19 protein-coding genes are annotated in these 24,083 nt (G+C 70.2%); 9 read left to right on the top strand and 10 right to left on the bottom strand.

What is annotated here, in order from left to right; translation table 11 throughout:
• The first annotated feature begins 217 nt into the window (after positions 1-217).
• The 3 genes from ACWCPF_RS28645 (at position 218) to ACWCPF_RS28635 (ending at position 4,918) form a co-directional block, all read left to right on the top strand.
• Complete coding sequence (locus ACWCPF_RS28645; protein ID WP_451047995.1) at positions 218-2,263, top strand: M4 family metallopeptidase; 2,046 nt, start codon at positions 218-220, stop codon at positions 2,261-2,263.
• Between the two features lie 314 nt (positions 2,264-2,577).
• Positions 2,578-4,245, top strand: coding sequence for a M4 family metallopeptidase (locus tag ACWCPF_RS28640; RefSeq protein ID WP_451047994.1), 1,668 nt, complete (start codon positions 2,578-2,580; stop codon positions 4,243-4,245).
• A 154-nt stretch (positions 4,246-4,399) separates the two neighbouring features.
• Entirely contained in the window at positions 4,400-4,918 is a 519-nt protein-coding gene (locus ACWCPF_RS28635; protein ID WP_451047993.1) for a DUF1990 domain-containing protein, read from the top strand.
• Between the two features lie 24 nt (positions 4,919-4,942).
• Here ACWCPF_RS28635 and ACWCPF_RS28630 read toward each other — a convergent pair whose 3' ends face one another.
• Positions 4,943-5,395: an ATP-binding protein gene (locus ACWCPF_RS28630; RefSeq protein WP_451047992.1), complete on the bottom strand. Its 453-nt coding sequence runs from the start codon at positions 5,393-5,395 to the stop codon at positions 4,943-4,945.
• 227 nt (positions 5,396-5,622) lie between these two features.
• On the opposite strand from ACWCPF_RS28630, the gene ACWCPF_RS28625 reads away from it, so the two are divergent.
• Both ACWCPF_RS28625 and ACWCPF_RS28620 read left to right on the top strand, forming a co-directional pair.
• Positions 5,623-6,477: a helix-turn-helix domain-containing protein gene (locus ACWCPF_RS28625; protein WP_451047991.1), complete on the top strand. Its 855-nt coding sequence runs from the start codon at positions 5,623-5,625 to the stop codon at positions 6,475-6,477.
• 12 nt (positions 6,478-6,489) lie between these two features.
• The gene (locus ACWCPF_RS28620; RefSeq protein ID WP_451047990.1) at positions 6,490-6,684 is read left to right on the top strand and encodes a DUF397 domain-containing protein; all 195 of its coding nucleotides are present in this window, start codon (positions 6,490-6,492) and stop codon (positions 6,682-6,684) included.
• Between the two features lie 623 nt (positions 6,685-7,307).
• On the opposite strand, the gene ACWCPF_RS28615 is transcribed toward ACWCPF_RS28620, so the two are convergent.
• The 7 genes from ACWCPF_RS28615 to ACWCPF_RS28585 all read right to left on the bottom strand — a co-directional run bounded on the left by ACWCPF_RS28615 (position 7,308) and on the right by ACWCPF_RS28585 (position 13,885).
• A complete protein-coding gene (locus tag ACWCPF_RS28615; RefSeq protein ID WP_451047989.1) occupies positions 7,308-7,508 on the bottom strand; it encodes a hypothetical protein in 201 nt (66 codons plus the stop codon).
• Positions 7,509-7,755: 247 nt separating this feature from the next.
• Positions 7,756-8,298 carry an SMI1/KNR4 family protein gene (locus ACWCPF_RS28610; protein ID WP_451047988.1) on the bottom strand — a complete coding sequence of 181 codons (543 nt, stop codon included), beginning with the start codon at positions 8,296-8,298 and terminating at the stop codon, positions 7,756-7,758.
• A 201-nt stretch (positions 8,299-8,499) separates the two neighbouring features.
• Positions 8,500-9,006, bottom strand: coding sequence for an SMI1/KNR4 family protein (locus tag ACWCPF_RS28605; RefSeq protein WP_451047987.1), 507 nt, complete (start codon positions 9,004-9,006; stop codon positions 8,500-8,502).
• A 145-nt stretch (positions 9,007-9,151) separates the two neighbouring features.
• On the bottom strand, positions 9,152-9,748 hold the full coding sequence (locus ACWCPF_RS28600) for an SMI1/KNR4 family protein (protein WP_451047986.1): 597 nt from the start codon (positions 9,746-9,748) through the stop codon (positions 9,152-9,154).
• Between the two features lie 220 nt (positions 9,749-9,968).
• On the bottom strand, positions 9,969-11,207 hold the full coding sequence (locus ACWCPF_RS28595) for a vWA domain-containing protein (protein ID WP_451047985.1): 1,239 nt from the start codon (positions 11,205-11,207) through the stop codon (positions 9,969-9,971).
• A complete protein-coding gene (locus ACWCPF_RS28590) occupies positions 11,204-12,439 on the bottom strand; it encodes an AAA family ATPase (protein WP_451047984.1) in 1,236 nt (411 codons plus the stop codon). The genes ACWCPF_RS28595 and ACWCPF_RS28590 overlap by 4 nt, the downstream gene beginning before the upstream one ends.
• A 93-nt stretch (positions 12,440-12,532) precedes the next feature.
• Positions 12,533-13,885 (bottom strand): hypothetical protein, encoded by a 1,353-nt coding sequence (locus tag ACWCPF_RS28585; protein WP_451047983.1) that lies wholly within the window; start codon positions 13,883-13,885, stop codon positions 12,533-12,535.
• Between the two features lie 196 nt (positions 13,886-14,081).
• Between ACWCPF_RS28585 and ACWCPF_RS28580 the strand changes: the two genes are divergently transcribed.
• Complete coding sequence (locus ACWCPF_RS28580; protein WP_451047982.1) at positions 14,082-14,795, top strand: Crp/Fnr family transcriptional regulator; 714 nt, start codon at positions 14,082-14,084, stop codon at positions 14,793-14,795.
• Positions 14,796-15,373: 578 nt separating this feature from the next.
• Positions 15,374-16,099, top strand: a complete 726-nt coding sequence (locus ACWCPF_RS28575; protein ID WP_451047981.1) for a hypothetical protein — start codon at positions 15,374-15,376, stop codon at positions 16,097-16,099.
• On the opposite strand, the gene ACWCPF_RS28570 is transcribed toward ACWCPF_RS28575, so the two are convergent.
• Positions 16,033-17,178: a hypothetical protein gene (locus ACWCPF_RS28570; protein WP_451047980.1), complete on the bottom strand. Its 1,146-nt coding sequence runs from the start codon at positions 17,176-17,178 to the stop codon at positions 16,033-16,035. The two genes, ACWCPF_RS28575 and ACWCPF_RS28570, sit on opposite strands and share 67 nt — an antisense overlap.
• A 154-nt stretch (positions 17,179-17,332) precedes the next feature.
• Positions 17,333-19,957 (bottom strand): glycosyltransferase family 1 protein, encoded by a 2,625-nt coding sequence (locus ACWCPF_RS28565; RefSeq protein ID WP_451047979.1) that lies wholly within the window; start codon positions 19,955-19,957, stop codon positions 17,333-17,335.
• 304 nt (positions 19,958-20,261) lie between these two features.
• Between ACWCPF_RS28565 and ACWCPF_RS28560 the strand changes: the two genes are divergently transcribed.
• Positions 20,262-21,539, top strand: a complete 1,278-nt coding sequence (locus ACWCPF_RS28560) for a S8 family peptidase (RefSeq protein ID WP_451047978.1) — start codon at positions 20,262-20,264, stop codon at positions 21,537-21,539.
• A 191-nt stretch (positions 21,540-21,730) separates the two neighbouring features.
• Positions 21,731-23,977, top strand: a complete 2,247-nt coding sequence (locus ACWCPF_RS28555; protein ID WP_451047977.1) for an alpha-1,4-glucan--maltose-1-phosphate maltosyltransferase — start codon at positions 21,731-21,733, stop codon at positions 23,975-23,977.
• Positions 23,978-24,083: the final 106 nt, after the last annotated feature.

Raw genomic sequence — 24,083 nt, 5'->3', positions numbered from 1 at the left:
CGGCCAACTTCCTGACGCGGTCCTGACAGACAGCGCAATCCACTGCCACTCTTCCCACTGCTGGTTCACAGCAACCCCACAGCCCCCGGCTGCGGCGGGGGGCCGCTCCACGTACCGCCTTTGTTCTGCGTACCGCCTTTGTCGTGCCCGTACGGCCCACCAGCCGTCGGGTCTCCCCCTGGCCGCGCGATCCGCGGCCGCGCAGAAGGAGTCAGTGTTGAGCAGCAGTTCCTCTCACAGACGCACCCCCCACACCCCCACCCGTCGCGTCGCGGCCGTCGCCCTCGTGGGCGTCTCGGCGCTGATCGCCGCCGCCGTGCAGTCCGGCGCCGCGACCGCCGCCCCGGTCGAGGCGCCCTCGGCCGTCGGCCAGGTGCTCCCGGGCGCCGAGTCGGTCCAGCTCAGCCCCGCCCAGCGCGCCGAGCTGATACGCGCGGCCGACGCCGCCAAGACGGCGACCGCGAAGGAGCTCGGCCTGGGCGCCAAGGAGAAGCTCGTCGTCCGGGACGTCCTGAAGGACGGCGACGGCACCGTCCACACCCGCTACGAGCGCACCTACGACGGGCTGCCCGTCCTCGGCGGCGACCTGGTCGTCGAGTCCACGAAGGCCGACGCGACCGAGGCCGTCGTCAAGGCCACCGGCGCGAAGATCGCGCCGGCCACCATCGCGGCCGCCGTGCCCGCCGCCAAGGCCGAGGCGCAGGCCCTGTCCGCGGCGAAGGCGGAGGACGCCAAGAGCCCCGACGTCAACCGGGCGCCGCGCAAGGTGATCTGGGCCGCGAGCGGCACGCCGACCGTGGCGTACGAAACGGTCGTCGGCGGGTTCCAGCACGACGGCACCCCGCAGGAGCTGCACGTCGTCACCGACGCCACCACGGGCGCGAAGCTGTACGAGTGGGAGGCGATCGAGACCGGCACCGGCAACACGGTGTACAGCGGTCAGGTCACGCTGACCACCACCCAGTCCGGGTCGACGTACAACCTCACCGACGGCGCGCGCGGCGGCCACAAGACGTACAACCTCAACCGCGGCACCTCCGGCACCGGCACGCTGTTCTCCGGGCCCGACGACATCTGGGGCAACGGCGCCGCGTCGAACCTGGAGTCGGCCGGCGCCGACGCCCACTACGGCGCCCAGCTGACCTGGGACTACTACAAGAACGTGCACGGCCGTTCGGGCATCCGCGGCGACGGCGTCGGCGCGTACTCGCGCGTCCACTACGGCAACGCGTACGTCAACGCGTTCTGGTCCGACAGCTGCTTCTGCATGACGTACGGCGACGGCTCGGGCAACGCCAACCCGCTGACGTCGATCGACGTGGCCGCGCACGAGATGACGCACGGCCTGACCTCCAACACGGCCGGCCTCAACTACAGCGGTGAGTCGGGCGGGTTGAACGAGGCGACCTCCGACATCTTCGGCTCGACCGTCGAGTTCTACGCCAACAACTCCTCCGACGTCGGTGACTACCTCATCGGCGAGGAGATCAACATCAACGGCAACGGGACGCCGCTGCGTTACATGGACAAGCCGAGCAAGGACGGGTCCTCCAAGGACAGTTGGTACTCGGGCATCGGCTCGATCGACGTGCACTACTCCTCCGGGCCGGCGAACCACTTCTTCTACCTCCTCTCGGAGGGCAGCGGCACCAAGACCATCAACGGGGTCACCTACAACTCGGCCACCTCGGACGGTCTTCCGGTCACCGGCATCGGCCGCGACAAGGCGGAGAAGATCTGGTTCCGCGCGCTCACCACGAAGTTCACGTCGACGACCAACTACGCGGGCGCCCGCACCGGCACGCTCGCGGCGACGGGTGAGCTGTACGGCACGACGAGCGCCGAGTACACGGCGGTGCAGAACGCGTGGGCGGCCATCGCGGTCGGCTCGCGGCCCGGCGACGGGGGCGGCGGCACGGTGTTCGAGAACACCGCCGACGTATCGATTCCGGACAACGGGGCTGCGGTCACGTCGTCGATCACCGTCTCCGGACGGACCGGCAACGCGCCGGCGAGTCTCCCGGTGGCGGTCGACATCACGCACACCTACATCGGTGACCTTCAGGTCCAGCTCGTCGCGCCCGACGGCACGGCGTACACGCTGAAGGCGTACAGCACCGGTGGGAGCAGCGACAACATCAACACCACGTACACGGTGAACGCCTCCTCCGAAGTCGCCAACGGGGTCTGGCAGTTGCGGGTCCAGGACAACGCGGCCCAGGACACCGGCCGGATCAACGGCTGGAGCCTGACCTTCCCGTAACCGGGACCCTTCCTGTAGCCGGCGCACACCGCACCCGCTCGTCCATGGGGACGCCGTCCCGGAGGTTCTTCTCACTCCGGGACGGCGTCCCCTTTTTGCCAGCCCCTTACCCACGGCCTGTTGGCCTTTTACCCAGGTCAACTCCGTTTACATTCCAGCAATGTTCATCCGGAGGATGATTTCCAGCCAACATCACTTCGAGGTCCTGACATGTACGCGACCTGATGCGAGGCTTCCTCACACCCGCCGCACAACTTCACAGCCGTCACGGACAGCCCCACGCCGTCCGGACCCCCCACATCCAAGGAGCTTGTGTGACCTCCCTCTACGCGCGTCACAAGCGCACCACCCTGGCCATCGCCACCGCGGTCGCGGCCGGAGCGCTGGTCACCACCGGCCTGACCACCGGTCCCGCCGCCGCCCAGACCCCGGTGGAGTCCGGCGGCACGTCGATCCCCCTCGGCGCGCCGATCCAGCTGTCGCCCGCCGCCCGCACCACGCTGATCACGCAGGAGCAGGCCGAGGCGCCCGAGACCGCCCAGACGATAGGCCTCGGCGCGCAGGAGAAGCTGGTCGTCAAGGACGTCGTGAAGGACGCCGACGGCACGGTCCACACGCGCTTCGAGCGCACCTACGCGGGACTGCCGGTCCTCGGCGGCGACCTCGTCGTCCACGAGTCCGCGACCGGCGCCGCCAAGGGCGTCACCAAGGCCAACTCGGCGACCATCAAGGTGGCCACGCTCACCCCGAAGGTCACCGCCGCCAAGGCCGAGACCCAGGCGCTGACCGCCGCCGAGGCCGTCGGCTCCGAGGCCGACGCCGCCGACCAGGCCCCCCGCAAGGTCGTCTGGGCCGGCGACGGCACGCCCGTCCTCGCCTACGAGACGGTCGTCGGCGGCCTCCAGGACGACGGCACCCCGAGCGAGCTGCACGTCATCACCGACGCGGCCACCGGCCAGAAGCTCTACGAGTACCAGGGCATCGAGACCGGCACCGGCAAGAGCCTCTACTCGGGCACGGTCACCCTGGGCACGACCCTGTCGGGGTCGACGTACCAGCTGGCGGACAGCACCCGCGGCAACCACAAGACGTACAACAAGGCGCACGCCACGTCGTCCTCCGCGGGCACCCTGTTCACCGACGCGGACGACACCTGGGGCACCGGCGCGGCCTCCAGCTCCACCACGGACCAGACCGCCGCCGTCGACGCCGCCTACGGTGCGCAGACCACGTGGGACTTCTACAAGTCCACGTTCGGCCGCAGCGGCATCAAGAACAACGGCGTGGCCGCCTACTCCCGCGTCCACTACGGCAACGCGTACGTCAACGCGTTCTGGGACGACAGCTGCTTCTGCATGACGTACGGCGACGGCTCGGGCAACACCCACCCGCTGACCTCGCTGGACGTGGCCGGCCACGAGATGAGCCACGGCGTCACCTCCAACACCGCGGGCCTGAACTACTCGGGCGAGTCCGGCGGCCTCAACGAGGCGACCTCCGACATCTTCGGCACCGGCGTGGAGTTCTACGCGAACAACGCGTCGGACAAGGGCGACTACCTCATCGGCGAGAAGATCGACATCAACGGCGACGGCACCCCGCTGCGCTACATGGACCAGCCCAGCAAGGACGGCGGCTCCGCCAACTACTGGTCCTCGTCGGTCGGCAACCTCGACGTGCACTACTCGTCGGGCGTCGCGAACCACTTCTTCTACCTCCTCTCGGAGGGCAGCGGCTCCAAGACGATCAACGGCGTGACCTACAACTCGCCCACGTCCAACGGCTCCACGGTCACCGGCATCGGCCGCGACAAGGCGCTGCAGATCTGGTACAAGGCGCTGACCACGTACTTCACGTCGACGACCAACTACAAGGCGGCCCGCACCGGCACCCTGTCGGCGGCCTCGGCCCTGTACGGCGGCACCTCCAGCACGGAGTACAAGGCGGTCGCGGCGGCGTGGTCGGCGGTCAACGTCAGCTAGGCGCTCCGCTGGGCTGGGCGGATCGGCCCTCGGGTCCTTGCGGGCTCGTCGCGGCCGGTCGTCAAGGGCGCGGTGGCACCGCGACGGCGCGTAGTCGACATGGGCGGCACCCGGGAGGAAGGCATTCCCGGGTGCCGCCCTACGCTTGGCTCCCATGTCTGAGAAGGCCTTCACGTACGACGACGTCGGCGCCACCCGCGACCGTCCCGGTTTCTGCCCGCCCGGCTTCCACGCCCTCCATGTGCGCACCCGCCTCGGCGAGGGCCACGACGTCTTCCGCCGCGCCGCCGAGGCCGTCCTGACCTGGGAGATGCACCGCACGATGGGGGTGGGCATGGACACGACGGCGCAACGGGCGGCCCCCGGCGTCGACGTCACCGTCACCCTGGTCGGCCTCATAAAAGCCCCCTGCCGAGTGGTCTGGACGGTGGACGAACACCGCCGCGCGGGCTGGGCGTACGGCACCCTCCCCGGCCACCCCGAGCGCGGCGAGGAAGCCTTCGTCGTCGACCGCACCGGCGACGGCACGGTCTGGCTGACGGTCTCGGCCTTCAGCAGAGCCGCAAAGTGGTACGCCAAGGCCGGCGGCCCGGCAGCCCGAGCCATGCAGCAGGCGTACGCACGCCGGTGCGGGGCGGTACTGCGGGGGCTGAGCGAGAGCGACAAGTCGTAGCGGGCGGGCCGGTCGGTCCGGTCCTCAGGCGGCGGGCGGCGCCTTCCGCCGCCCGCCCACCTCGAACCACAGCAGCTTCCCGCCCCCGCGCCCCAGCGGCCAGCCGCCCCACCAGTCCGCGCACTCCTGTACGAGATACAGCCCGCGCCCGCCCTCACCGTCGACCGGAGCGGGCGGGAGCCGATCACCAGGAGGCTCGGCGAAGGGCGCGGGAATGTACGGATGCCTGTCCCAGACCCCGACCCGCAGCCGCCCGCCCCCGGGGGCGGTGAGTCGGAGCGAGGCGGGCCCCTCGGTGTGCCGGTAGACGTTGGCCACCATCTCGGACGTCAACAACTCGACGACGTCCAGCACTTCACGCATCCCATGCCCGACGAGGGCCGCCCGCACGGTCATACGTGCGACCCGTGCGGCTCTCGGGTCATGCGGCAGCCGGAGGGCATACGTCCAGGTGTCGGGCGGAGCTACGGTGACCATGACGACCTCCGGGAGAGAAAGGAAACTTGGACGACTCGCTCACGTCCGCGCCGAGCGGTGGCATTGCCTGGACGGTGCGCTTCCGGCTTATGGGGGCGGGGTGTTGAGCGGGTACAGCATTACGCTAGAGCACGACGGGAGATACATCTCCCAAACTTGAGAGATGTATCCGCAATTACCTCGTGTGGGGTACGTCAGCACCGCGCTGCGGTTCGAAAGGAGGCACCTTGCCGCCCACCGGCAACCCCACCCTGCGCCAGCGTCGACTGGGCGCGGAACTGCGCAGACTCCGCGAACAGGCCGGCTTCAGCGTCACCAGCGCCGCCTCGCTGCTCGGCGTCAACCAGGGACGCGTCAGCATGATCGAAACCGGGCGCAGTGCCGTGAGCGCCGACCGGGTTCGCGCGATGGCGTCGGCTTACACCTGCTCCGACGCGGCGCTGATCGACGCCCTGGCCGACTTCACGGGACGGCGGCCTCAGGGCTGGTGGGAGCCATACAGGGAACACCTGCCCGCCGCACTGGTCGACCTGGCGGAACTGGAGCACCATGCGACCAGGTTGCGGGTCGCTCTCGTGATCCACATCCCCGCACTACTCCAGACCACCGATCACGCCCGAGCGCTGTTTCGGGCAGTGGTGCCACCCATGCGGCAATACGAGATCGAGCACCGTCTCACGCACCGGATCAAGCGGCAGGGCATCCTCCACCGGGAGACCCCTCCCCCGTACTCGGCGTTCATTCACGAGTCGGCTCTACGCATGGGCTTCGGAGGCCGCGACGTCACCCTCGGCCAGCTGAAACACCTGATCCACATGAGCGAGCTGCCCCACGTCACGGTCAGGGTGATTCCGTTCGGCACGGAGTACTTCCCAAGTACGGGCCAGTCCTTCGACTATGTCGAGGGCCCCGTACCGCAGCTCGACACCGTCCAGTTGGACACTCATCACGGCGGCTGCGGATTCCTCGACGCGGAGGCGCAGTTGACCAAGTACCGTGCGGTGCTGGACCACACGACGTCCTGCGCACTGACCCCCGCCAAGTCGCGCGACTTCATCCACCACCTCACCCGGGACATCTGAGAGGCAGCGACCATGCGGACCCTCCACTGGCAGAAGTCCTCGTACAGCGGCGACAGCTCGAACTGCGTCAACGTCGCCGCGTCGCCCACCGGCGCACTCCACCTCCGCGAAAGCGACGAGCCGGAGGTCGTGCTGACCACGACCCCGGCCCGTTTCCAGGCTCTGATACGAGGCCTGAAAGATCACCCGATGACCGCCAACCAATGACGACGGCTCCGGCCTCGTCGTACTGACGGTCTGTCGGACACGCGCCGTCGGCTTCTCTCTGCGTCGATCACCGAGCGGCACTGCCAATGTCAGCCCTGCTCAGGCGTGGCGAGAGGCTTGGTCTCGACCGGATCACCGGGCTGCCACTCCTCGGAGTTCCACTCCGGCGTGGGCGACGGACGGGACGGCGCGGGCGGGGGATTGGACCCCCGGTTGGGATTCTGCGCGACGGGGCCCGACCCACTTCCGGTCGTACCAGAACCGCTCGACGTACCGGAGCCGCTGCCCACATCCTCCGACGAATCCTTCGTCGCCCGCGGAGCCGAGGTCTTCGACGGTGACGGCGAGGCCGAGGCGGTCGCCGAGCGACTGGGAGCAGGGCTCGGGGACGCGACACCGCTCACCGACGCTGAGACCGAGCCCGAGGGTGAACTCTCCCTGTCCGCCGACCCGTCCGCACCCGCACCCCCGGCGGCCGAACACCCCACCACGCACAGACCGGCCAGGACCACAACGGCCTTCAGGACAGCCGGCCGCCGTCGGTGGACTCTCGCCATCTCGACTCTCTCTCCGCTCACTTGCTTCATCCCACTCATTTCAATGCTCTGACTCGGTCGCCTGGATCATCTCGGCTGTCCGCTCTCAAGGTCCCCCAAATTCGGCATCATTCCCGCGCCGTCGGCAACCGCGTTGGGGTCAGGGGGCCAGGAGGCGACCAGCAGGTCGCTGGAGGCATCGACGCCCTGGGCGGCTCGATGGCGGGCGATGGCCGGATCGCTGATGGACACGGTGAGGGTGGAGAAGTCCACATTTTGCATGGACATGTTCTCCATGGCGCTGCTGAGGCTGTGGCCGGGACACGCGGCGGCCGGCGGTACGACCTGGTGGAGTCGGCACGTCCATGAGGACGGTGCTCCGTAAAGACCCCGCAACTGCGCCGGGAACACTTCACCACCGCCGTCGACCAGCTCAACGGCAGGAGTGGTCTCAAGCCAAGGCCCCTTACCTGCCCTTCGCCCTCAGCCTGTATAGACGCGCCGCGTCATCGACTTTCAACCGCCACAACCCCAGCTATTGAAGAGCTCCAGAGGGTGGCGCGATCTCGTAAAATGGCTCCGGAACTAGGTCCGCAATAGTAAACTCCTCGAATATTGCGTCGGCAAGCAACCTGTACGCGAATTCAGACATTGACATCTCAAAGATTTGCCAGTCACCACCGTCTTCTCTTGCGACGATCGGCCAACTGTCGGGCCGATCTGTGGAGTTAGCCAGCCAACAGTACTCGGAGGCCGTGGTGGAAATACCCCAGGGAATCACCCCCTCCCCACAGCCTCGAAAAATTTCGTACGGCTCATAGGCGTCTCGAACCATTGGATGTTGTTCGACCAGGCGGCGGAAACTGGCCAGCTTATCGAGGACCTGCAGACTCGCGCCGCCCGACGATGAATAGACCTCTAGATAACCGCTGAAACTCCCCCGCCCGAAGCATTCGCAGAACTTTTTGAAGTCCGTCGGCAGTTCGACGCCGAGCTGCTGCTCAATTTCACCCCACGAGATTTCTACGTGTCGCGGCTTCCAGGAAACCGCCTCTGACAGCCTCTCAACCCAGGTCATCCATCGCTCCTATGACAGCAGGTCACAGCACGTCTTCAAGGGGCACACTGCATGGCCCTCCGACATTGCCACCCCGGCTCCGATGCCGAGCGTCGCGCGGCCACCCGATCGGGACTGTCCTGCCCCAACTCAAGTACGACCGTCCTCGTAGCCTCAGTCATTGAACCTTGACCACTGGGTATCAGCGTGCCGACGACTCCGTCAGCCTGCGTAAGCGCGAACCTTGGGATCGGATCCCGGCACGTCGCTCGGCAGGCCGCGCCGCTCAATACTTCCGTCGATAATCCCGACAATGAAGGCGAGCGCACCGCCGGAAAATTCCCACCACTCCAGACTTCGACTGTTCACCACGACAGGCCAACTGTCGGGGTCACCGCCCGTAACACGCCAGTAGAAAACGTCGCCGGACAATGACTCACTCCACGGAATCAAGCCGCCGGAATCCGGGTGGGGGACATACCCATCAGCCATATCGTCCGCCTGGAGATCTCTCAGCACTTCCAGCTCCCGGAAAATCCCGGCAACAAAGTCTCGTTCGCCTCCTGGAACAGGTAGCGGAATGTGCCAGAAACCATCGAGCTCAAGAGTCGGATAGCTGTCCGCCAATTCTCGAAAGTCACTGGGCAACCCGACTCCCAGCAACGACGATATCTCGGCGAAATTCACCCCGCGCGGCACTGGATCCCTGTGCACCACCAGGTCTCTCACGACCCTCTCAAGAGCCGAAACGCTCAACACTTTTCCCACTCCCCCTCCAAAGAGTTCGACGAACGTATTGTAATCCGGCGGTATTTTCCAGCCCCGTGGAGCGAGCACGCATCTCCCAGCCGACCATCCGCCCGGGTATGTGACCTCACATCCCCCGGTCTGGGCCATCCCACGTGTCGGAGGGGTCTGATGCTGTCATCGGCAACCCCTCGAAGACGACGGGGCCAGGGTAGAAGACAGCACTGCCTGGACCGAACATCGATTCGCCTGACAGATAGCGGTAGAGCCACTCAGGAAAAGCAATCTGATACTCGTAGAAGTCCTGTTCATCTCCGCTGCAGGCCAGCAGGCGCCAGCCTCCGGAAGCATCCGCCAGCCCGAACAGATATTCTCCACGGTCAGTGGAAACCAGGGGAATCAAGCCCTCAGGTCCCCCGAACCGAGGGCCGCCCGGAAACCCAGGGCACTTCGCCCCTGTCAGGTCACTGCTTGAGAATGCGGCGACCGTTCGCTCCATCCACTGGCCGAGATTCCAGCGTTCCGTAGACGGGTGGTGCAGGTAAAGATGCCCGTTCGCCTGTACTGGTGCGTACCGAATAATGATTCGCTTGTAGTCAGCGGGGAGGGTTACGCCGAGTATTCGCTCCAGCGCACCCCAGTCTGCAGTCGGAATCGATGTACGCCTTGGCTGCCCAAGCACTTCGACTACCGCATCTTCGAAATTAGAAATGACTCGAATCACCTTGTCCTCTCCGCGTCGACCGAGACAGGAAACAACTCGATGTCCCCAGGAAGGCCGACGTCCTCGGCGGTACTGTCCTCTCTCGCACCTTCCAGAAACGTCATCCCGGCGATTTCGGCTCCATCCAACCGACCTGATGCTTCCGGCCGTAGCAACCGACAAGCTACTTCACGCGCCCGTCCTGTCGATCATGCCGCCCGTCCCCGTCGCCCGATCCCCGTCACCCGATCTCCACCACCCGAGCCCACCCCGGCGGCTGATCCGGTACGTAGTCGGGGTCGTCCTCGTCGTAGGAGTCCGAGGTGCGGGGGAACAGGCCTACTACCGTGCGGCAGGGTGGGCGGGTGGCCGGCCAGGGGGTTTGGCCGTCGGTGAGGACCACGACCACGTCCGGTCGGGGCGATACCCGTAGGGCCTTGGCGAAGCCGGTGCGCAGGTCTGTGCCGCCGCCGCCCACCAGCGGAATCCCCTCCGCGCGGCACAAGGGGTGTGCGATCCGGGCCGACGCGTCGCACGGCACCACGCTGACCAGGTCGCGTCGGCCGCCCACGGCCCGGGAGATCGCGGCGATCTCCAGCAGCGCGCTGCCCAGTTCGGCGTCGCTGACCGACCCGGACGTGTCGACGACCACGCAGACCCGGGGCGGTCTGCGCCGCAGGCTCGGCAGGACCGCGCCCGGGACGCTCGCCGAGCGGCGCGACGGACGGCCGTAGCTGTAGTCCTCGCCCGCGCCCGGCCCGGAGGCCGCCGAGCGGACCGCCGCGCCTAGCAGCTCCCGCCACGGCTGCGGTGTTTGGAACGCCTCCTCCGCCCACCGCCGCCACTGCTTCGGGGCCCTGCCCGGCCGCCCGTTGATGCCCTGCGCCACCCGGAACCGGACCGCGTCCCGCTCCTGTTCGCTGAGCCCGTGAGCGCCCTCGGGACCCAGCTCCCAGTCCCGTTCCAGCCCGTCGGCGCCGCTGCCGCAGTCCAGCCAGGAGAGCCCGTCGGTGAACTGCCCGAGCCGGAACCGGGTGAGGTACTCCTCCATGAGCTGGCCTTCCGGCAGCCCCATCGATTCGGGCACGACGACGCCCTCGGGGCGGGCCAGCCCGTCGCCGTAGGCATCGTCGTTGATCTCCAGATCCGCGGCGATGTTCATCCGCAGCCGCTCCCCCGCCCCGGTCAGCCCGCGTTCCCTCGCCACCCGGTCGCTGCGTCCGTGGTGGTCGCGCAGCAGATGCGACACCTCGTGCACCCACACGCCGGCCAGTTGCTCCACCGGCGTCCGGTCCACGAACGCCGGTGAGGCGTAGCAGCGCCAGTGCCGGTCCACCGCCATGGTCGGCACCCGCCGCGACTCCACGACGTGCAGGGCGAACAGCGCCGTCGCCAGGTAGGGCCGGGCCCGGGCCGCCTGCAGCCGCGCGGCGAGCAGCTTGTCGCGGTCGAGCGGACCCTTCACCTCGTCGGAAGTCATCGGGCGGCCTTCTCCAGGTCCGCGACCCGCGCCGCGGCCCGGTCCGCCCGTCGGGACAGGCCGACGGCCCCGGCGAGGCTCTCGATCGAGTCCGGGACGTCCCAGTCCTCCCGGCGCAGACTCGCCAGGGTGGTCGCGGGCACGACGACGAGATCCGGGGCCCCGGTCTCGACGGCCCTCACCAGCAACGCCCAGGCCGCGTCCCAGCGGGACCGCTCCGGACGGGCGCGGACCGCCGCCACCACCCCGTCGAGCACGGCCTGCCGCAGATCCCCGCGCTCGGGCAGTTCGGCGCCCGCCGGATCGGCGAGCAGCGTCTCGGGGTCCGGGAGGTCCATCCGGTCCAGGCTCGCCAGCAGCTCCAGCCCGGGGCCGTCCCCGACCGTGCCGCGCACCAGCAGGGAGAGCACTTCCCGGGACGACCCGGCGGCGGTCGCGAACGCGAGGAGACTCAACGTCATGTCCCAACTGCGCGGCGACGGCCAGGCCCCGCCCCGGCGGGTCTCGCCGCTGGGCAGCCGGTGCACGAGCGTGGGCCGGGCCGCCAGCAGCCCGCACACCGCGCGGCGGGCGAAATCCACGGCCTCGGGCAGCCGCTCCGGGTCGAGCCGGGGCAGGGTGGCCCGGGGCCAGGTCCCGCCGAGTCCGCGGACGACGACCTCGTGGTCGTGGGTCCACTGCAGATGCACGAAACGGTTGGCCAGCGGCGGGCTCAGCTCCCAGCCGTCGGCCGCCGACGACCGCGGGTTGGCGGCGGCCACGATCCGTACGCCGGCCGGCAGTTGCAGCGCGCCGATCCGCCGCTCCAGCACCAGCCGCAGCAGCGCGGCCTGCACGGCGGGCGGCGCGGTGGACAGCTCGTCCAGGAACAGCAGTCCCCGGCCGGCCCGCACCAGCCGCACCGCCCAGTCCGGCGGCGCCATCGGCACCCCCTGCTCGGCGGGATCGTCCCCGACGACGGGCAGCCCCGAGAAGTCGGACGGCTCGTGCACGCTGGCGATGACGGTGGTCAACGGCAGGTCCAGGGCGTCGGCGAGTTGCGTGAGGGCAGCGGTCTTGCCGATCCCCGGCTCCCCCCAGAGCAGCACGGGCAGATCGGCGGCCACGGCGAGGGTCAGGGCCTCCAGCTGGACGTCGGGACGCGGTTCGGTGGTGGAGGCGCGGAGCAGGGTCAACAGGTCGGCGGCGACGTCGAGTTGGGAGACGGGAGGGAGAGGGGCACATGTGGGCATGCGTGATCACCTTTGGGTCGGCGAAAAGAGCTCGCGAAATGAGCTCGCGGAAAGAGCTGGCGAAAAGAAGCAAGGGAACAAGGGAGCGTGGCGTCAGCGGGTCAGCGTCTGGCGTGGGTGCGAACGGTGGCCTCGCGGGCGGCCGGCGGACGGCCGCAGCCCCACCCGGCGCGGGCCGGGCGTGGCCAGCCCGGCGCGGAACAGCCCGTAGGTGATCCGCCGCCGTGCGGCCGTCTCCAGTTCGTCCCGCAACGCGCCGTCGCGCAGCACCGCGTCCGCCCCGAGCAGGCCCTCGACGACGGCCAGCGCACCGGCGATGTCCCCGTGGACGAGACGTTCGCGGACCCCGGTCAGACAGTCGGGCCGACGATGGGCGTCGTCGATGGCCTGGAGACAGGGCAGAGGCGTACCGGTCAGTGCGACCAGCAGCTCCTCGCGCCGGATCTCGTCGGGTCCGTGATCGAGCGGGGCGAGGACGCCGTCCACGAGGCCGATGCGGTGCGTGTCGCCCCGGCACTCGACCAGGCGCGGCCGTCCGGCGAGGTCGTCGGACCGAAGCGACCCGGCCGCCGCCGCCCGCTCGTGCCCCGGCGCCAACGCCGAGGCGACGAGCGGATGCAGCCGCTCGACGTCGACGGCGCCGGCCCGGAGCAGTTCCAGATCGGGCGGCGTCCAGGTGGCGGCGTCGGGCAGTACGGGCAGCGCGGAGCCGTCGCCGCCCGGGGGCGGTTCGGTGATCCGGAACTCGGACGCGCCGACATCGTCGAGGACGAGCCGCTGTCGCCTCCCGAGCCGCACGAGAACGGGCGTGGGCCGGGGCGTGGCGTCGGCCCGCAGCAGGATCTCGGCCTCGGCGGCCCACCGGTCGACGGCACGGCCATGCCCGTCCGGCGCGGCGCCGGCCCGCTCGCGCAGCTCGTCCGTCCTGCGGGCGTCCCACAGGTGACGGTGCAGATCGAGCCGAAAGCGCCGACTGGGCCGGGGATGTGGATGCCGCTGCGCAGGACCGCCGTCGAAGCCGTCCCACACCGAGAGGCTGATCCGCTGCCCGGCGTCGGCCCAGGCCGGCGGGGTCCGCACGACGAGGTGCACGGGCCACTTGGTGTCGTCCCGCCCTGGGCGGTCGTAGCGGGCCAGCGCCACGGTCAGCCCGGGTCTCAGCAATCCGTCGGGCGCGACCCGCGGAAGATGCCAGCGCAGGAGGTCAGGAGCCAGGTGCCGGAGATCGGCTCTGAGCCGGGAGGCGAGGTCGCGTCCGTGCGCGGTGGCCACGGCGCGCAGGTCGAGATCGACGTCGACGTGTGCGGCGGCGCACGCCCCCGCCCAGTCCCCGGCATGCCGGCGGGCGGTCGCCGTCTCGATCATGGAGGCCGGCACGGCGAACTCGCGCACGCGCGGCCAGAAGGAAAAGCGGGTGTCGTCCCTGTTCGCGGTCTGAGTGAGCATCAGCACTCACCTTGCGCGGACGGGACCCCCGATCTGTGAGAAGAGTGAGTCGTCATCGCGGGGAGCATAGCGCCGCCCGAGCCTCCCGTCCCAGTTGTTTTCCCGGCACGGGAGGTGGCCTGAAGAACACTCGTCCTTCTCAGTTCGTCCCGGCGCCTGCCATCATCAGGCAGCGTGGACGGGGGGGGGAGGACGCATGGGCGAGGCCGAGGCCGTGCCGTGGAAAGCCGACCGCACCTGGCCGGCGGGCTCCTATCTGAGCCAGCTCTCCCGGGAGTCGCGCCAGGCTCTGATCGACGCGGGCGCCCAGGTGTCGTACGGCCCTGACGAGTTGCTGTTCCGGGAGGGGGACCCGGCGTCCTACCTGCTGGTGATCCGGACGGGGCTGGCGAAGGTGACGTCCTGCTCGGAGTCGGGTCAGGAGACGCTGCTCGCCATCCGCTGCCCGGGGGACGTCATCGGAGAGCTCTCGGCGCTGGAGAAGACCCCCCTGCGGTCGGCCACGGTCGCGCCGGCCGGTCCGGTGACCGCCTGGCGGGTGTCGCACAAGACCTTCTTCCGGCTGGCCGAGGTCCACCCCGACCTCGGAGCCGCGCTGTTCCGGGTGGTCACCGCGAAGCTGCGCTCGGCGACCGTCGCGCGGGTCGAGGTGCACACCTACAGCGTGCGGGTGCGCCTGGCCCGCGTCCTGCTGTCGCTGGCCGATTCGCTGGGCCACGCGAAGGAGGGCGGCACGGTGCTCGACGTGGCGCTGAGCCAGGCCGAGCTGGCCGCACTGGTGTCCGCCTCGCCGGTCTCCGTCGCCAGGGCGCTGCGGGAGTTCCGCAGGGCGGGAATGCTGGAGAGCGGCTACCGCCAGCTGAAACTGCGGGACCGGGCCGCGCTGACCGAGGTGGCACACGGATCCTGACCGAAGCGGCCGATGCGGCCATTGCGGCCGGAGCGGCCGATACAGCCGATGCGGCCCGTACGGAGGATGACGGGTCGACGTCGACGCCGTGCCGCGGCGGACGGGGGGACCCCTACGCCGTCCGTAGGACACCGGGGCACCCCAAACGCAGGCAAAACTGCGGGCTACCACCCCCGCAGCCTGCCTGCGCGGTCACCGGACGAGGGCTCGGCAAAGAGACTCCACCCGATCCGACCAGCGTAGACGCACAGCCCGCGGCAGAACTATGTCGGATGACATGGTTCGCGGGCCTGTTCGTCTCTTTGCTTTCGGCCCTGCGCGGGTGGCTCCGCCGGGCTCCGGAACGTAGCGTGGCAGTCGCCCGACGAGGTATCAGGCGCGCCTCCTACCAAGGCGCCAGGCGTCGGTCACCCAGCAGGGCTCGGCAACCAGGCTCACAGGAGACGATGTGACAGCACAACTGTGGACGTTGTTGATCAGAGCGTCGGTAGCGGACGCTGCCATTCCCCCGCCCCGCTCCCCCAGCTCCCCCAGTTCCCCCTGCTCCTCCTCCAGCCGCTCCCTTCGGGGCTAGCGGCATGACCCGCACCGGACACCCGGATTCCGACCGCCCGATCCCCGCGCCGGGGAGCCGGGCGCCCTCCGTACCCGAGTGTCCGGTGCGGCAGGACCGACTGGGGACCGAGCACTTCCAGCAGCTCGAGACACTCGGGCTGGCGACCGAGGACTTCGTCGTGGCCGGCAGCGCGCCCCTGTTCATCCACGGGCTGCGCGACCAGGTCACCGATCTCGACATCGTCGCGCGCGGAGCCGCCTGGAACCACGCCGTGTCCCGGTCCCGGTCCCTGTCCCTCCCCGGCCCCCGGCACGCCCCCTACGGGGACGTCCTGTCCGTGCATTTCTTCGGATCCCGGATCGAGGTCCTGAACGCCTGGTTCCCGTTCCTGCTGGGGACGGTCGACGACCTCATCCGGGCCGCGGAGGACTACCAGGGGATCAACTTCCTGACGCTGCACGACACGCTGCGGTGGAAGCGGCACCTGGGCCGCCCGAAGGACCGTGAGGACGTCCGCAGAATCCAAGGCGTGTACCGCCCCCGGCTCCGCGCCGGGCGGGAGCCGGGGATCGCACTCAAGAACGTGGACCGCAAGAACGTGGACCGCAAGGACTCGGACCGCAAGGACGCGGACCGGATGACCGTGCGGGGAGGGTCGTCCGTCGAGCGCCCGCCGGCGGTTCAGGTGCGGGAGACGACGCCGCAGCCCTGGTCGCGGTCCGCGCCCAGCTCACGGCTGCGGTCGTAGGGATCCGTGGTCGGCCCGGTCGGGGCCGCGCCCGTGGGCTCAGCCTCGGCCGTCGTCGAGAACTCGGGGTGCAGAAAGCCGTCGTAGACGTCGCAGGCGGAGTTGCCGATCGACTGCTCGTAGTTCCTGACGGTGATCTTCCCCGGGGTGACGATGTACTTGGCCGGATCGGAGAGTTCCACGTCGAGCACACGGCGGACGATGGTGCGCTCCACCTCGGTCGAGCCCTTCTCGGCGCGCACCACCGGGTAGACGAAGGTGTAGTCGGCGTGCACGGCGACGGAGGCGTGTTCACCCGCCTTGAACGTCATCCGGCCCCGGGTCTTGACCACATCGCCGACCACCTTCAGGTCGGCGGGGTCGAAGCGGCTGAACATCGCCAACGGGTCGTGCTGCTCGTCGGGCTTGCTCAGTGAGGTGTTCAGCCGGCTGACGAGGTCCGTCTGCCGGGGTTCGATCACCGCGAGCGCGGTCTCGGGACGTCCGCCGCGCAGCGTGACCGGGTCGAGGTTCGCGTCGACCAGGAGGTTCCTGGTCAGTTCCAGCGCCTTCGCCACCTTGGCCTTCGACAGCGATCCGACGGGCGTCGCCTTCGGCAGCACGATCCCGGCCGCGCCGTCGGCCCACTGCAAGGCCGGTGAGCCGAGGAACGGCTGTTCGAGCGTGGGCCGGTCGGGATCCACCGCGTCGGGAGCGGCGGTCGGCGCGGCGGTCTCGGCGGGCAGCGGCGACGCGGCGGCCACCGGGTCTCCGGCGCCGAACGGATCCCCGGGCAGCAGCGAAGGCCGCATGGCGACCACGGCCAGGGCGATCACGACGGGCAGGCCGAGGAACACCCACCGCCGCCGACGCTTCCGCGCGGCCGTGCCGTCCATCTCCTGCCAGGCCGGCCCGGTACGCCACCCCTCGGGCAGCTCCCCCCTGGCCTCCTGCTCCCGCAACCGCGCGGCCACCATCCGCGCCCTCGCGGACGGCTCCTTCGGAGCGGAGGAGGGTATCGCACGCTCACTGTCCTGGACGAACTTCGCCCATTCCTCATCGGATATGGAGCCGGGCTCATCGGACGGTCTGTCAGACACGCGCCTTCGGCCTCTCTGGGAGTCATTTGTCGGGCGACACAGCGTATGTCAGCCCGGATCGGACATGACAAGAGCGTGCCCCTCACTGCCCCGGTGACCTGCATGCGTGTGCGGGCGCCGGCATCGCCAACGCCCGCACACCGAAGAGCCCTTCCTAGCGCAGCACCACCCCCGCGCCCTCCACCACGTCCTCCGGCGGCAGGGCCACCACCCCCAGTTCCGCGCCGGAGGCGAGGAGGCGGTGGGTCGGGAGGATGCGGACGGTGTAGCCGTAGGGGCCGGTGCGGTCGAGGGCGAGGGGGCCCTCGTACGACCAGCGGCCCTCCAGGTCGGGGCCGCCCGTCGGTTTGAGGGGGACCGTCGTCGCGTCCGTGAGGTGGTCCTCCTCGTCGACCCGGCCGGAGACCGCCTGGACCTCGACGTCGTCGGGGGCCAGGTCGCCGAGGCCCACGCGGACGCGCAGGGAGAGCGTGGTGCCGAGTTCGGCCGTCGTCGTCGCGACCGACGTCTCGACGTGGTCGACCGTCACCGCGTGCCAGGCCGCGCGGACCTGGTGCTTCCAGGCGGCGAGATCGCGGGCGACGTCGGGGGTCATGGCGCGGTGGGCGTGGGCGGCCGGGGTGTAGAGGCGTTCCACGTACTCGCGGACCATACGGCCGGCCAGCACCTTCGGGCCGAGGAGGGTGAGGGTCTGGCGGACCATCTCGATCCAGCGGTCGGGCAGGCCGGACCGGCCGCGCTCGTAGAAGCGGGGCGTGATGCGCTGTTCCAGCAGGTCGTAGAGGGCCGCCGCCTCGATGTCGTCGCGGTGGTCGGGGTCGGTGCCGGCGCCGTCGGCCGTGGGGATCGCCCAGCCGAAGTCGGGCTGGAACCATTCGTCCCACCAGCCGTCCAGGACGGAGAGGTTGAGGCAGCCGTTGAGCGCCGCCTTCATGCCGGAGGTGCCGCAGGCCTCCAGGGGGCGCAGGGGGTTGTTCAGCCAGATGTCGCAGCCGGGGTACAGCTTCTGGGCCATCCCCATGCCGTAGTCGGGGAGGAAGACGATGCGATGGCGTACGCGCGGGTCGTCGGCGAACCTGACCAGTTCCTGGACCAGGCGTTTGCCGCCGTCGTCCGCCGGGTGCGCCTTGCCGGCCACGACGATCTGGATGGGGTGCTCGGGATGGAGGAGCAGCTCCGTCAGCCGGTCGCGGTCGCGCAGCATCAGCGTCAGGCGTTTGTAGGACGGGACCCGGCGGGCGAAGCCGATGGTGAGGACGTCCGGGTCCAGGGCGCCGTCGATCCAGCCCAGCTCCGCGGTGCCCGCGCCCCGTTGCCGCCAGGACGCGCGCAGCCGCCGCCGTACCTCCACCACGAGTTGTTCGCGCAGATCGCGGCGCAGTTCCCAGATGTCCTGGTCGGGGATGTCCGTGACGGCGTCCCAGCGGTCGGAGCCGCCGACGCTCAGGGCGTCCTCGGCGCGCTCGGCGCCGACCTGCCGGGCGCCGAGGCGCAGCACCTCCGGGGCCACCCAGGAAGGGGCGTGCACACCGTTGGTGACGGAGGTGATCGGCACCTCCTCGGGGTCGAAGCCGGGCCACAGGCCGGAGAACATCTCCCTGCTCACGCGGCCGTGCAGCAGGGACACGCCGTTGGCGCGCTGGGCCAGGCGCAGGCCCATCACGGCCATGTTGAACAGGTTCGGCTCGCCGCCCGGGTAGGTCTCCATGCCGAGGCGCAGGATGCGGTCGACGTCCATCCGCGGCAGTTCGGCGTCGGGGCCGAAGTGCCGGGCGACGAGAGCGCGGTCGAAGCGGTCGATGCCGGCCGGGACGGGGGTGTGGGTGGTGAAGACCGTCCCGGCGCGGACGGCTTCCAGCGCCGGGTCGAAGTCCAGTCCGGCGTCGGCGAGTTCGGCGATCCGTTCCAGGCCGAGGAAGCCGGCGTGGCCCTCGTTGGTGTGGAAGACCTCGGGCGGGGCGTGGCCGGTGAGGCGGCAGTACGTCCGTACCGCCCGGACACCTCCTATGCCCAGCAGCATCTCCTGGAGGAGGCGGTGTTCGCTGCCGCCGCCGTAGAGCCGGTCGGTCACCCCGCGTTCGCCGAGGTCGTTCTCCTCGACGTCGGAGTCGAGCATGAGGAGCGGGACGCGGCCGACCTGGGCCAGCCAGATCCGGGCGTGCAGCGACTTCCCGCCGGGCAGGGCGAGGGAGACCTGCGCGGGGGAGCCGTCGTCCTCCCGCAGGAGGGTGACCGGCAGCTCGTTGGGGTCGAGGACGGGGTAGTGCTCCTGCTGCCAGCCGTCCCGGGAGAGCGACTGGCGGAAGTAGCCGTGCCGGTAGAGCAGGCCCACCCCGATCAGCGGCACGCCCAGGTCGCTGGCCGCCTTGAGGTGGTCGCCGGCGAGGATGCCGAGGCCGCCGGAGTACTGGGGGAGCGCGGCCGTGATGCCGAACTCGGGCGAGAAGTAGGCGACGGCGGCGGGCAGCCCGGCGGTGGGGGGCTGTGCCTGGTACCAGCGGTCGCCGGTCACGTAGTCGTGCAGGTCGTCGGCGGCGGCGGTGAGCCGGCGCAGGAAACGGCGGTCCTCGGCGAGTTCGGCGAGCCGTGCGGGGCGCACGGTGCCGAGGAGTCTCACCGGGTCGCGGTCGGCGGTGGCCCAGCGTTCGGGATCGACGGACTGGAAGAGGTCGCGGGTCTCCGCGTGCCAGGACCAGCGCAGGTTGCGGGCCAGGTCGCTGAGTGGCCGGAGGGGTTCGGGGAGGAGGGGTCGGACGGTGAATCGACGGATCGCCTTCACATTCCACCTCGGCGTGCGTGAGGAAGAGACGCACGGCGGTGTGCGTCACGTCTTTCGTAGAAGGTACCGGCGTCGGCGTCGGCGTCGCTGAGGGCTGGCCGCCCCCGAACCCGCGCTTTTCGGCCTGAAGGATCTCCCGCTCGATCGGCGGACGGGGTGAAGCGGCCTGACGCGGCGCTCTTCGGGCGAGGCCGGGCACGTCACCGGAAGGCCGAAAAATTACCCTTTCACCCTCGCAGGCCACCTTGTGGCAGTTCGCCCCGCACGAGAGGCTGTAGCCGAGTCGAGGAGGGGAACTCGAACCATGGCACGGACGCGAACACGGCGTCTGCGCCGGGCGGGGGGCCTGACCGCGGTCGTCACGACCGTGGTGCTGTCGGCCGTCACCCTGCCCGCGCACGCCGCACCGGAGGGCACGTCGCTCGCCGCACCGGAGGGCACGTCGCTCGCCGCACCGGAGGGGACATCGCTCGCCGCCCGGGGCGCTCCGATACTCGGCGCCGGTCTGCCCGGCGCCGTCGGCGGAAGCTATCTCGTCACGCTGAAGGGGGACCTGAAGGCGTCGTCGGCGGCCGGACGACGCCTCGTCAGCGGGTATGGGGCGACCATCAGCCACACCTACGGCACGGTGCTCAACGGGTTCGCCGTCGAGGCCGACGAGAGACAGGCGCGGCGGCTCGCGGCCGACCCGGAGGTGGCCTCGGTCGTCCAGGACACGCGTGTGACGCTGGACGTGGTCGGGAGGAACCCGCCGTCCTGGGGGCTGGACCGCGTCGACCAGCCGAGCCGGCCGCTGGACGGCAGCTACAGCTGGCCGAAGTCCGCGGGCGCCGGCGTGACGGTGTATGTGATCGACACCGGCGTCCGGATCACGCACGCCGACTTCGGCGGCCGGGCGAGGTACGGCTGGGACTTCGTGGGCGGTGACCGGATCGCCTCCGACGGCAACGGACACGGCACGCACGTGGCCGGCACGGTCGCGGGCGCGAGCCTCGGCGTGGCCAAGAAGGCCCAGGTGGTCGCGGTGCGGGTGCTCGACGACTCCGGTGCGGGCACGTCCGCGCAGGCCATCGCGGGCATCGACTGGGTCACCCGGCACGCGCACAAGCCCGCGGTCGCCAACCTCAGTCTGGGCGGCGGCTACAACGCGGCGCTGGACGCCGCCGTGCGCACCTCCATCCGGTCCGGCGTCACCTACACCGTCGCCGCGGGCAATCTGGGGCAGCCGGCCGCCCTGCACTCCCCGGCCGATGTGCGGGAGGCCATCACGGTCGGGGCCACCGACCGCAAGGACGCCAGGGCGGGCTTCTCCAACTACGGCTCCGCACTCGACCTGTTCGCGCCGGGCGTGTCGATCACCTCCGCGTCGTACGCGAGCGACACCGGCAAGGCGGCGTACTCGGGTACGTCGATGGCGGCGCCGCACGCGGCGGGCGCGGCCGCGTTACACCTCGCCGACCACCCGAGGGCCACGCCCGCGCAGGTCGCGAGGGCCTTGGTCGCGGGGGCCGCGAACGGCAAGGTCTCCGGCCGCGGGCCCGGTTCGCCGAACAAACTCCTCCAGGTCCCACCCTTCCGGTGACGGAGCGCCAGAACCGGCCCCGTTCCCCGCGAACGGGGCCGGTCTTGTGCGTAGACATACGCGCGAGTAGTTAACAAAGTGCCGGATTGCTCACCCGAATAGGGTGGAAGGCTCCTCCGGTACTCCCTCGCAGGACCCCCTCCCCACCACATCCATCCGCCTACCCCCCGTTGATGCGGACAGGAGCGGTCATGCCAGCCAGGCACCACCCGTCAACACCCCCGACGACCCGCCCCGAGCACGCCCCGAACGCCCCGAACGCCCCGAACGCCCCGAACGCCCCGAACGCCCCGAACGCCCCGAACGCCACGCACGGCACGAACGCCACGCACGGCACGAGCGGAACGCACGGCACAAGCACCACGAGCGGCACGAGCAGCACGCACGCACAGAACGCCCCGCATTCCCCGCACTCCCCGCACTCCCCGCACGGCGGCGACGCCGAGCAGCTCGCGCCCGCCGTCGGGCGCATACCCGTCCTCGACGTCCGCCCACTCGTCCAGCAGGGGCGCCGGCCCGCCAAGGCGGTCGTCGGCGAGACGTTCGAGGTCTCGGCGACCGTGTTCCGGGAGGGCCACGACGCCGTCGCCGCCAACGTCGTCCTGCGCGATCCGCAGGGCAGGCCCGGTCCGTGGACGCCGATGCGCGAACTCGCCCCCGGCACCGACCGCTGGGGCGCGGACGTCACCGCGGACGCGACGGGCCGCTGGACGTACACCGTGGAGGCGTGGAGCGATCCGGTCGCCACCTGGCGGCGCCACGCCCGCATCAAGATCCCCGCCGGGATGGACACCGAGCTGGTCCTCGAAGAGGGCGCGAGTCTCCACGAACGGGCCGCCGCGGCGGCGCCGAAGGGGCCCGACCGGGTCGTGCTGCGGGCCGCGGTCGACGCCCTGCGCGACGAGACCCGCCCGCCCGTCTCCCGGCTGGCCGCAGCGCTGACGCCGCAGGTCGACGCCGTGCTCGGCCGGCGCCCGCTGCGGGAACTGGTCACCGCGTCCGAGCCGCTGCCGCTGCTCGTCGAGCGGGAACGGGCCCTGTACGGCGCGTGGTACGAGTTCTTCCCCCGCTCCGAGGGCACCCGCGAGCGCCCGCACGGCACCTTCCGCACCGCCGCCCGCAGACTGCCCGCGATCGCGGCGATGGGCTTCGACGTCGTCTATCTGCCGCCGATCCACCCCATCGGCACCACGTTCCGCAAGGGCCGCAACAACACCCTCGACCCCGGTCCGGACGACGTCGGCGTGCCGTGGGCGATCGGCTCGCCGGAGGGCGGGCACGACGCCGTCCACCCGGAGCTGGGCACGCTGGAGGACTTCGCGTGGTTCGTGGAACGGGCGCGCGAGCTGGGGCTGGAGATCGCCCTCGACTTCGCCCTGCAGTGCTCCCCGGACCACCCCTGGGTGCAGAAGCACCCCGAGTGGTTCCATCACCGGCCCGACGGGACGATCGCCTATGCCGAGAACCCGCCGAAGAAGTACCAGGACATCTACCCGATCGCCTTCGACGCCGACATGGACGGCCTCGTCGCGGAGACCCTGCGCGTGCTGCGGCACTGGATGTCGTACGGGGTGCGGATCTTCCGCGTCGACAACCCGCACACCAAGCCGGTCGTGTTCTGGGAGCGGGTCATCGGGGAGATCAACGCCGCCGACCCGGACGTGATCTTCCTGGCCGAGGCCTTCACCCGGCCCGCGATGATGCGCACGCTCGGCCAGATCGGCTTCCAGCAGTCCTACACGTACTTCACCTGGCGCAACACCAAGCAGGAGCTGACGGAGTACCTCACGGAGCTGTCGGGGGACGCCGCCGCCTCCATGCGGCCCAACCTCTTCGCCAACACCCCCGACATCCTGCACGAGTACCTCCAGCACGGCGGGCGGGCCGCCTTCGCGATCCGTGCCGTGCTCGCGGCCACCCTCTCCCCCACCTGGGGCGTCTACAGCGGCTACGAACTCTGTGAGAACACCCCGCTCAAGCCGGGCAGCGAGGAGTATCTCGACTCGGAGAAGTACCAGCTCAAACCCCGTGACTGGGACACCCCCGACAGTCTCGCGCCCCTCATCACGAGGCTCAACGCGATCCGGCGGGCCGCGCCCGCCCTGCGGCAGCTGCGCGATCTGCACTTCCATCCCACCGACAAGGAAGCGGTGATCGCCTACTCCAAGCGGAGTGCGAAGGCGAGCGGTTCGAACACGGTTGTGGTGGTCGTCAACCTCGATCCCCACCACACCCAGGAGGCCACGGTCTCGTTGAACATGCCACAACTCGGCCTGGACTGGCACGAGTCGGTACCGGTGCGCGACGAGCTCACCGGCGAGACCTATCACTGGGGCAGGGCCAACTACGTGCGCCTCGAACCGGGCACCCGGCCCGCGCACGTACTCACCGTCCTGCGACCGTCCACCCCGCAGATCGGAGGGTCACCCACACCATGAGCGTCAACGAACCTGTTCCGGACACCTTCGAGGACACTCCCGCCAAGGACCGCGACCCCGAGTGGTTCAAACGCGCCGTGTTCTACGAGGTCCTCGTCCGTTCCTT

Source organism: Streptomyces sp. NPDC001858 (genome assembly GCF_053594615.1).
The sequence above is the reverse complement of the archived record's forward strand: the minus strand, read 5'-3'. Positions and strand labels throughout refer to the sequence as shown.

Coding starts and splice junctions, on each gene's coding strand:
- ACWCPF_RS28635 (WP_451047993.1), top strand. CDS start 4,400: ATGTCTGAGAAGGCCTTCACGTACGACGACGTCGGCGCCACCCGCGAC.
- ACWCPF_RS28630 (WP_451047992.1), bottom strand. CDS start 5,395: ATGGTCACCGTAGCTCCGCCCGACACCTGGACGTATGCCCTCCGGCTG.
- ACWCPF_RS28620 (WP_451047990.1), top strand. CDS start 6,490: ATGCGGACCCTCCACTGGCAGAAGTCCTCGTACAGCGGCGACAGCTCG.
- ACWCPF_RS28615 (WP_451047989.1), bottom strand. CDS start 7,508: ATGTCCATGCAAAATGTGGACTTCTCCACCCTCACCGTGTCCATCAGC.
- ACWCPF_RS28610 (WP_451047988.1), bottom strand. CDS start 8,298: ATGACCTGGGTTGAGAGGCTGTCAGAGGCGGTTTCCTGGAAGCCGCGA.
- ACWCPF_RS28595 (WP_451047985.1), bottom strand. CDS start 11,207: ATGACTTCCGACGAGGTGAAGGGTCCGCTCGACCGCGACAAGCTGCTC.
- ACWCPF_RS28590 (WP_451047984.1), bottom strand. CDS start 12,439: ATGCCCACATGTGCCCCTCTCCCTCCCGTCTCCCAACTCGACGTCGCC.
- ACWCPF_RS28585 (WP_451047983.1), bottom strand. CDS start 13,885: ATGCTCACTCAGACCGCGAACAGGGACGACACCCGCTTTTCCTTCTGG.
- ACWCPF_RS28580 (WP_451047982.1), top strand. CDS start 14,082: ATGGGCGAGGCCGAGGCCGTGCCGTGGAAAGCCGACCGCACCTGGCCG.
- ACWCPF_RS28575 (WP_451047981.1), top strand. CDS start 15,374: ATGACCCGCACCGGACACCCGGATTCCGACCGCCCGATCCCCGCGCCG.
- ACWCPF_RS28560 (WP_451047978.1), top strand. CDS start 20,262: ATGGCACGGACGCGAACACGGCGTCTGCGCCGGGCGGGGGGCCTGACC.
- ACWCPF_RS28555 (WP_451047977.1), top strand. CDS start 21,731: ATGCCAGCCAGGCACCACCCGTCAACACCCCCGACGACCCGCCCCGAG.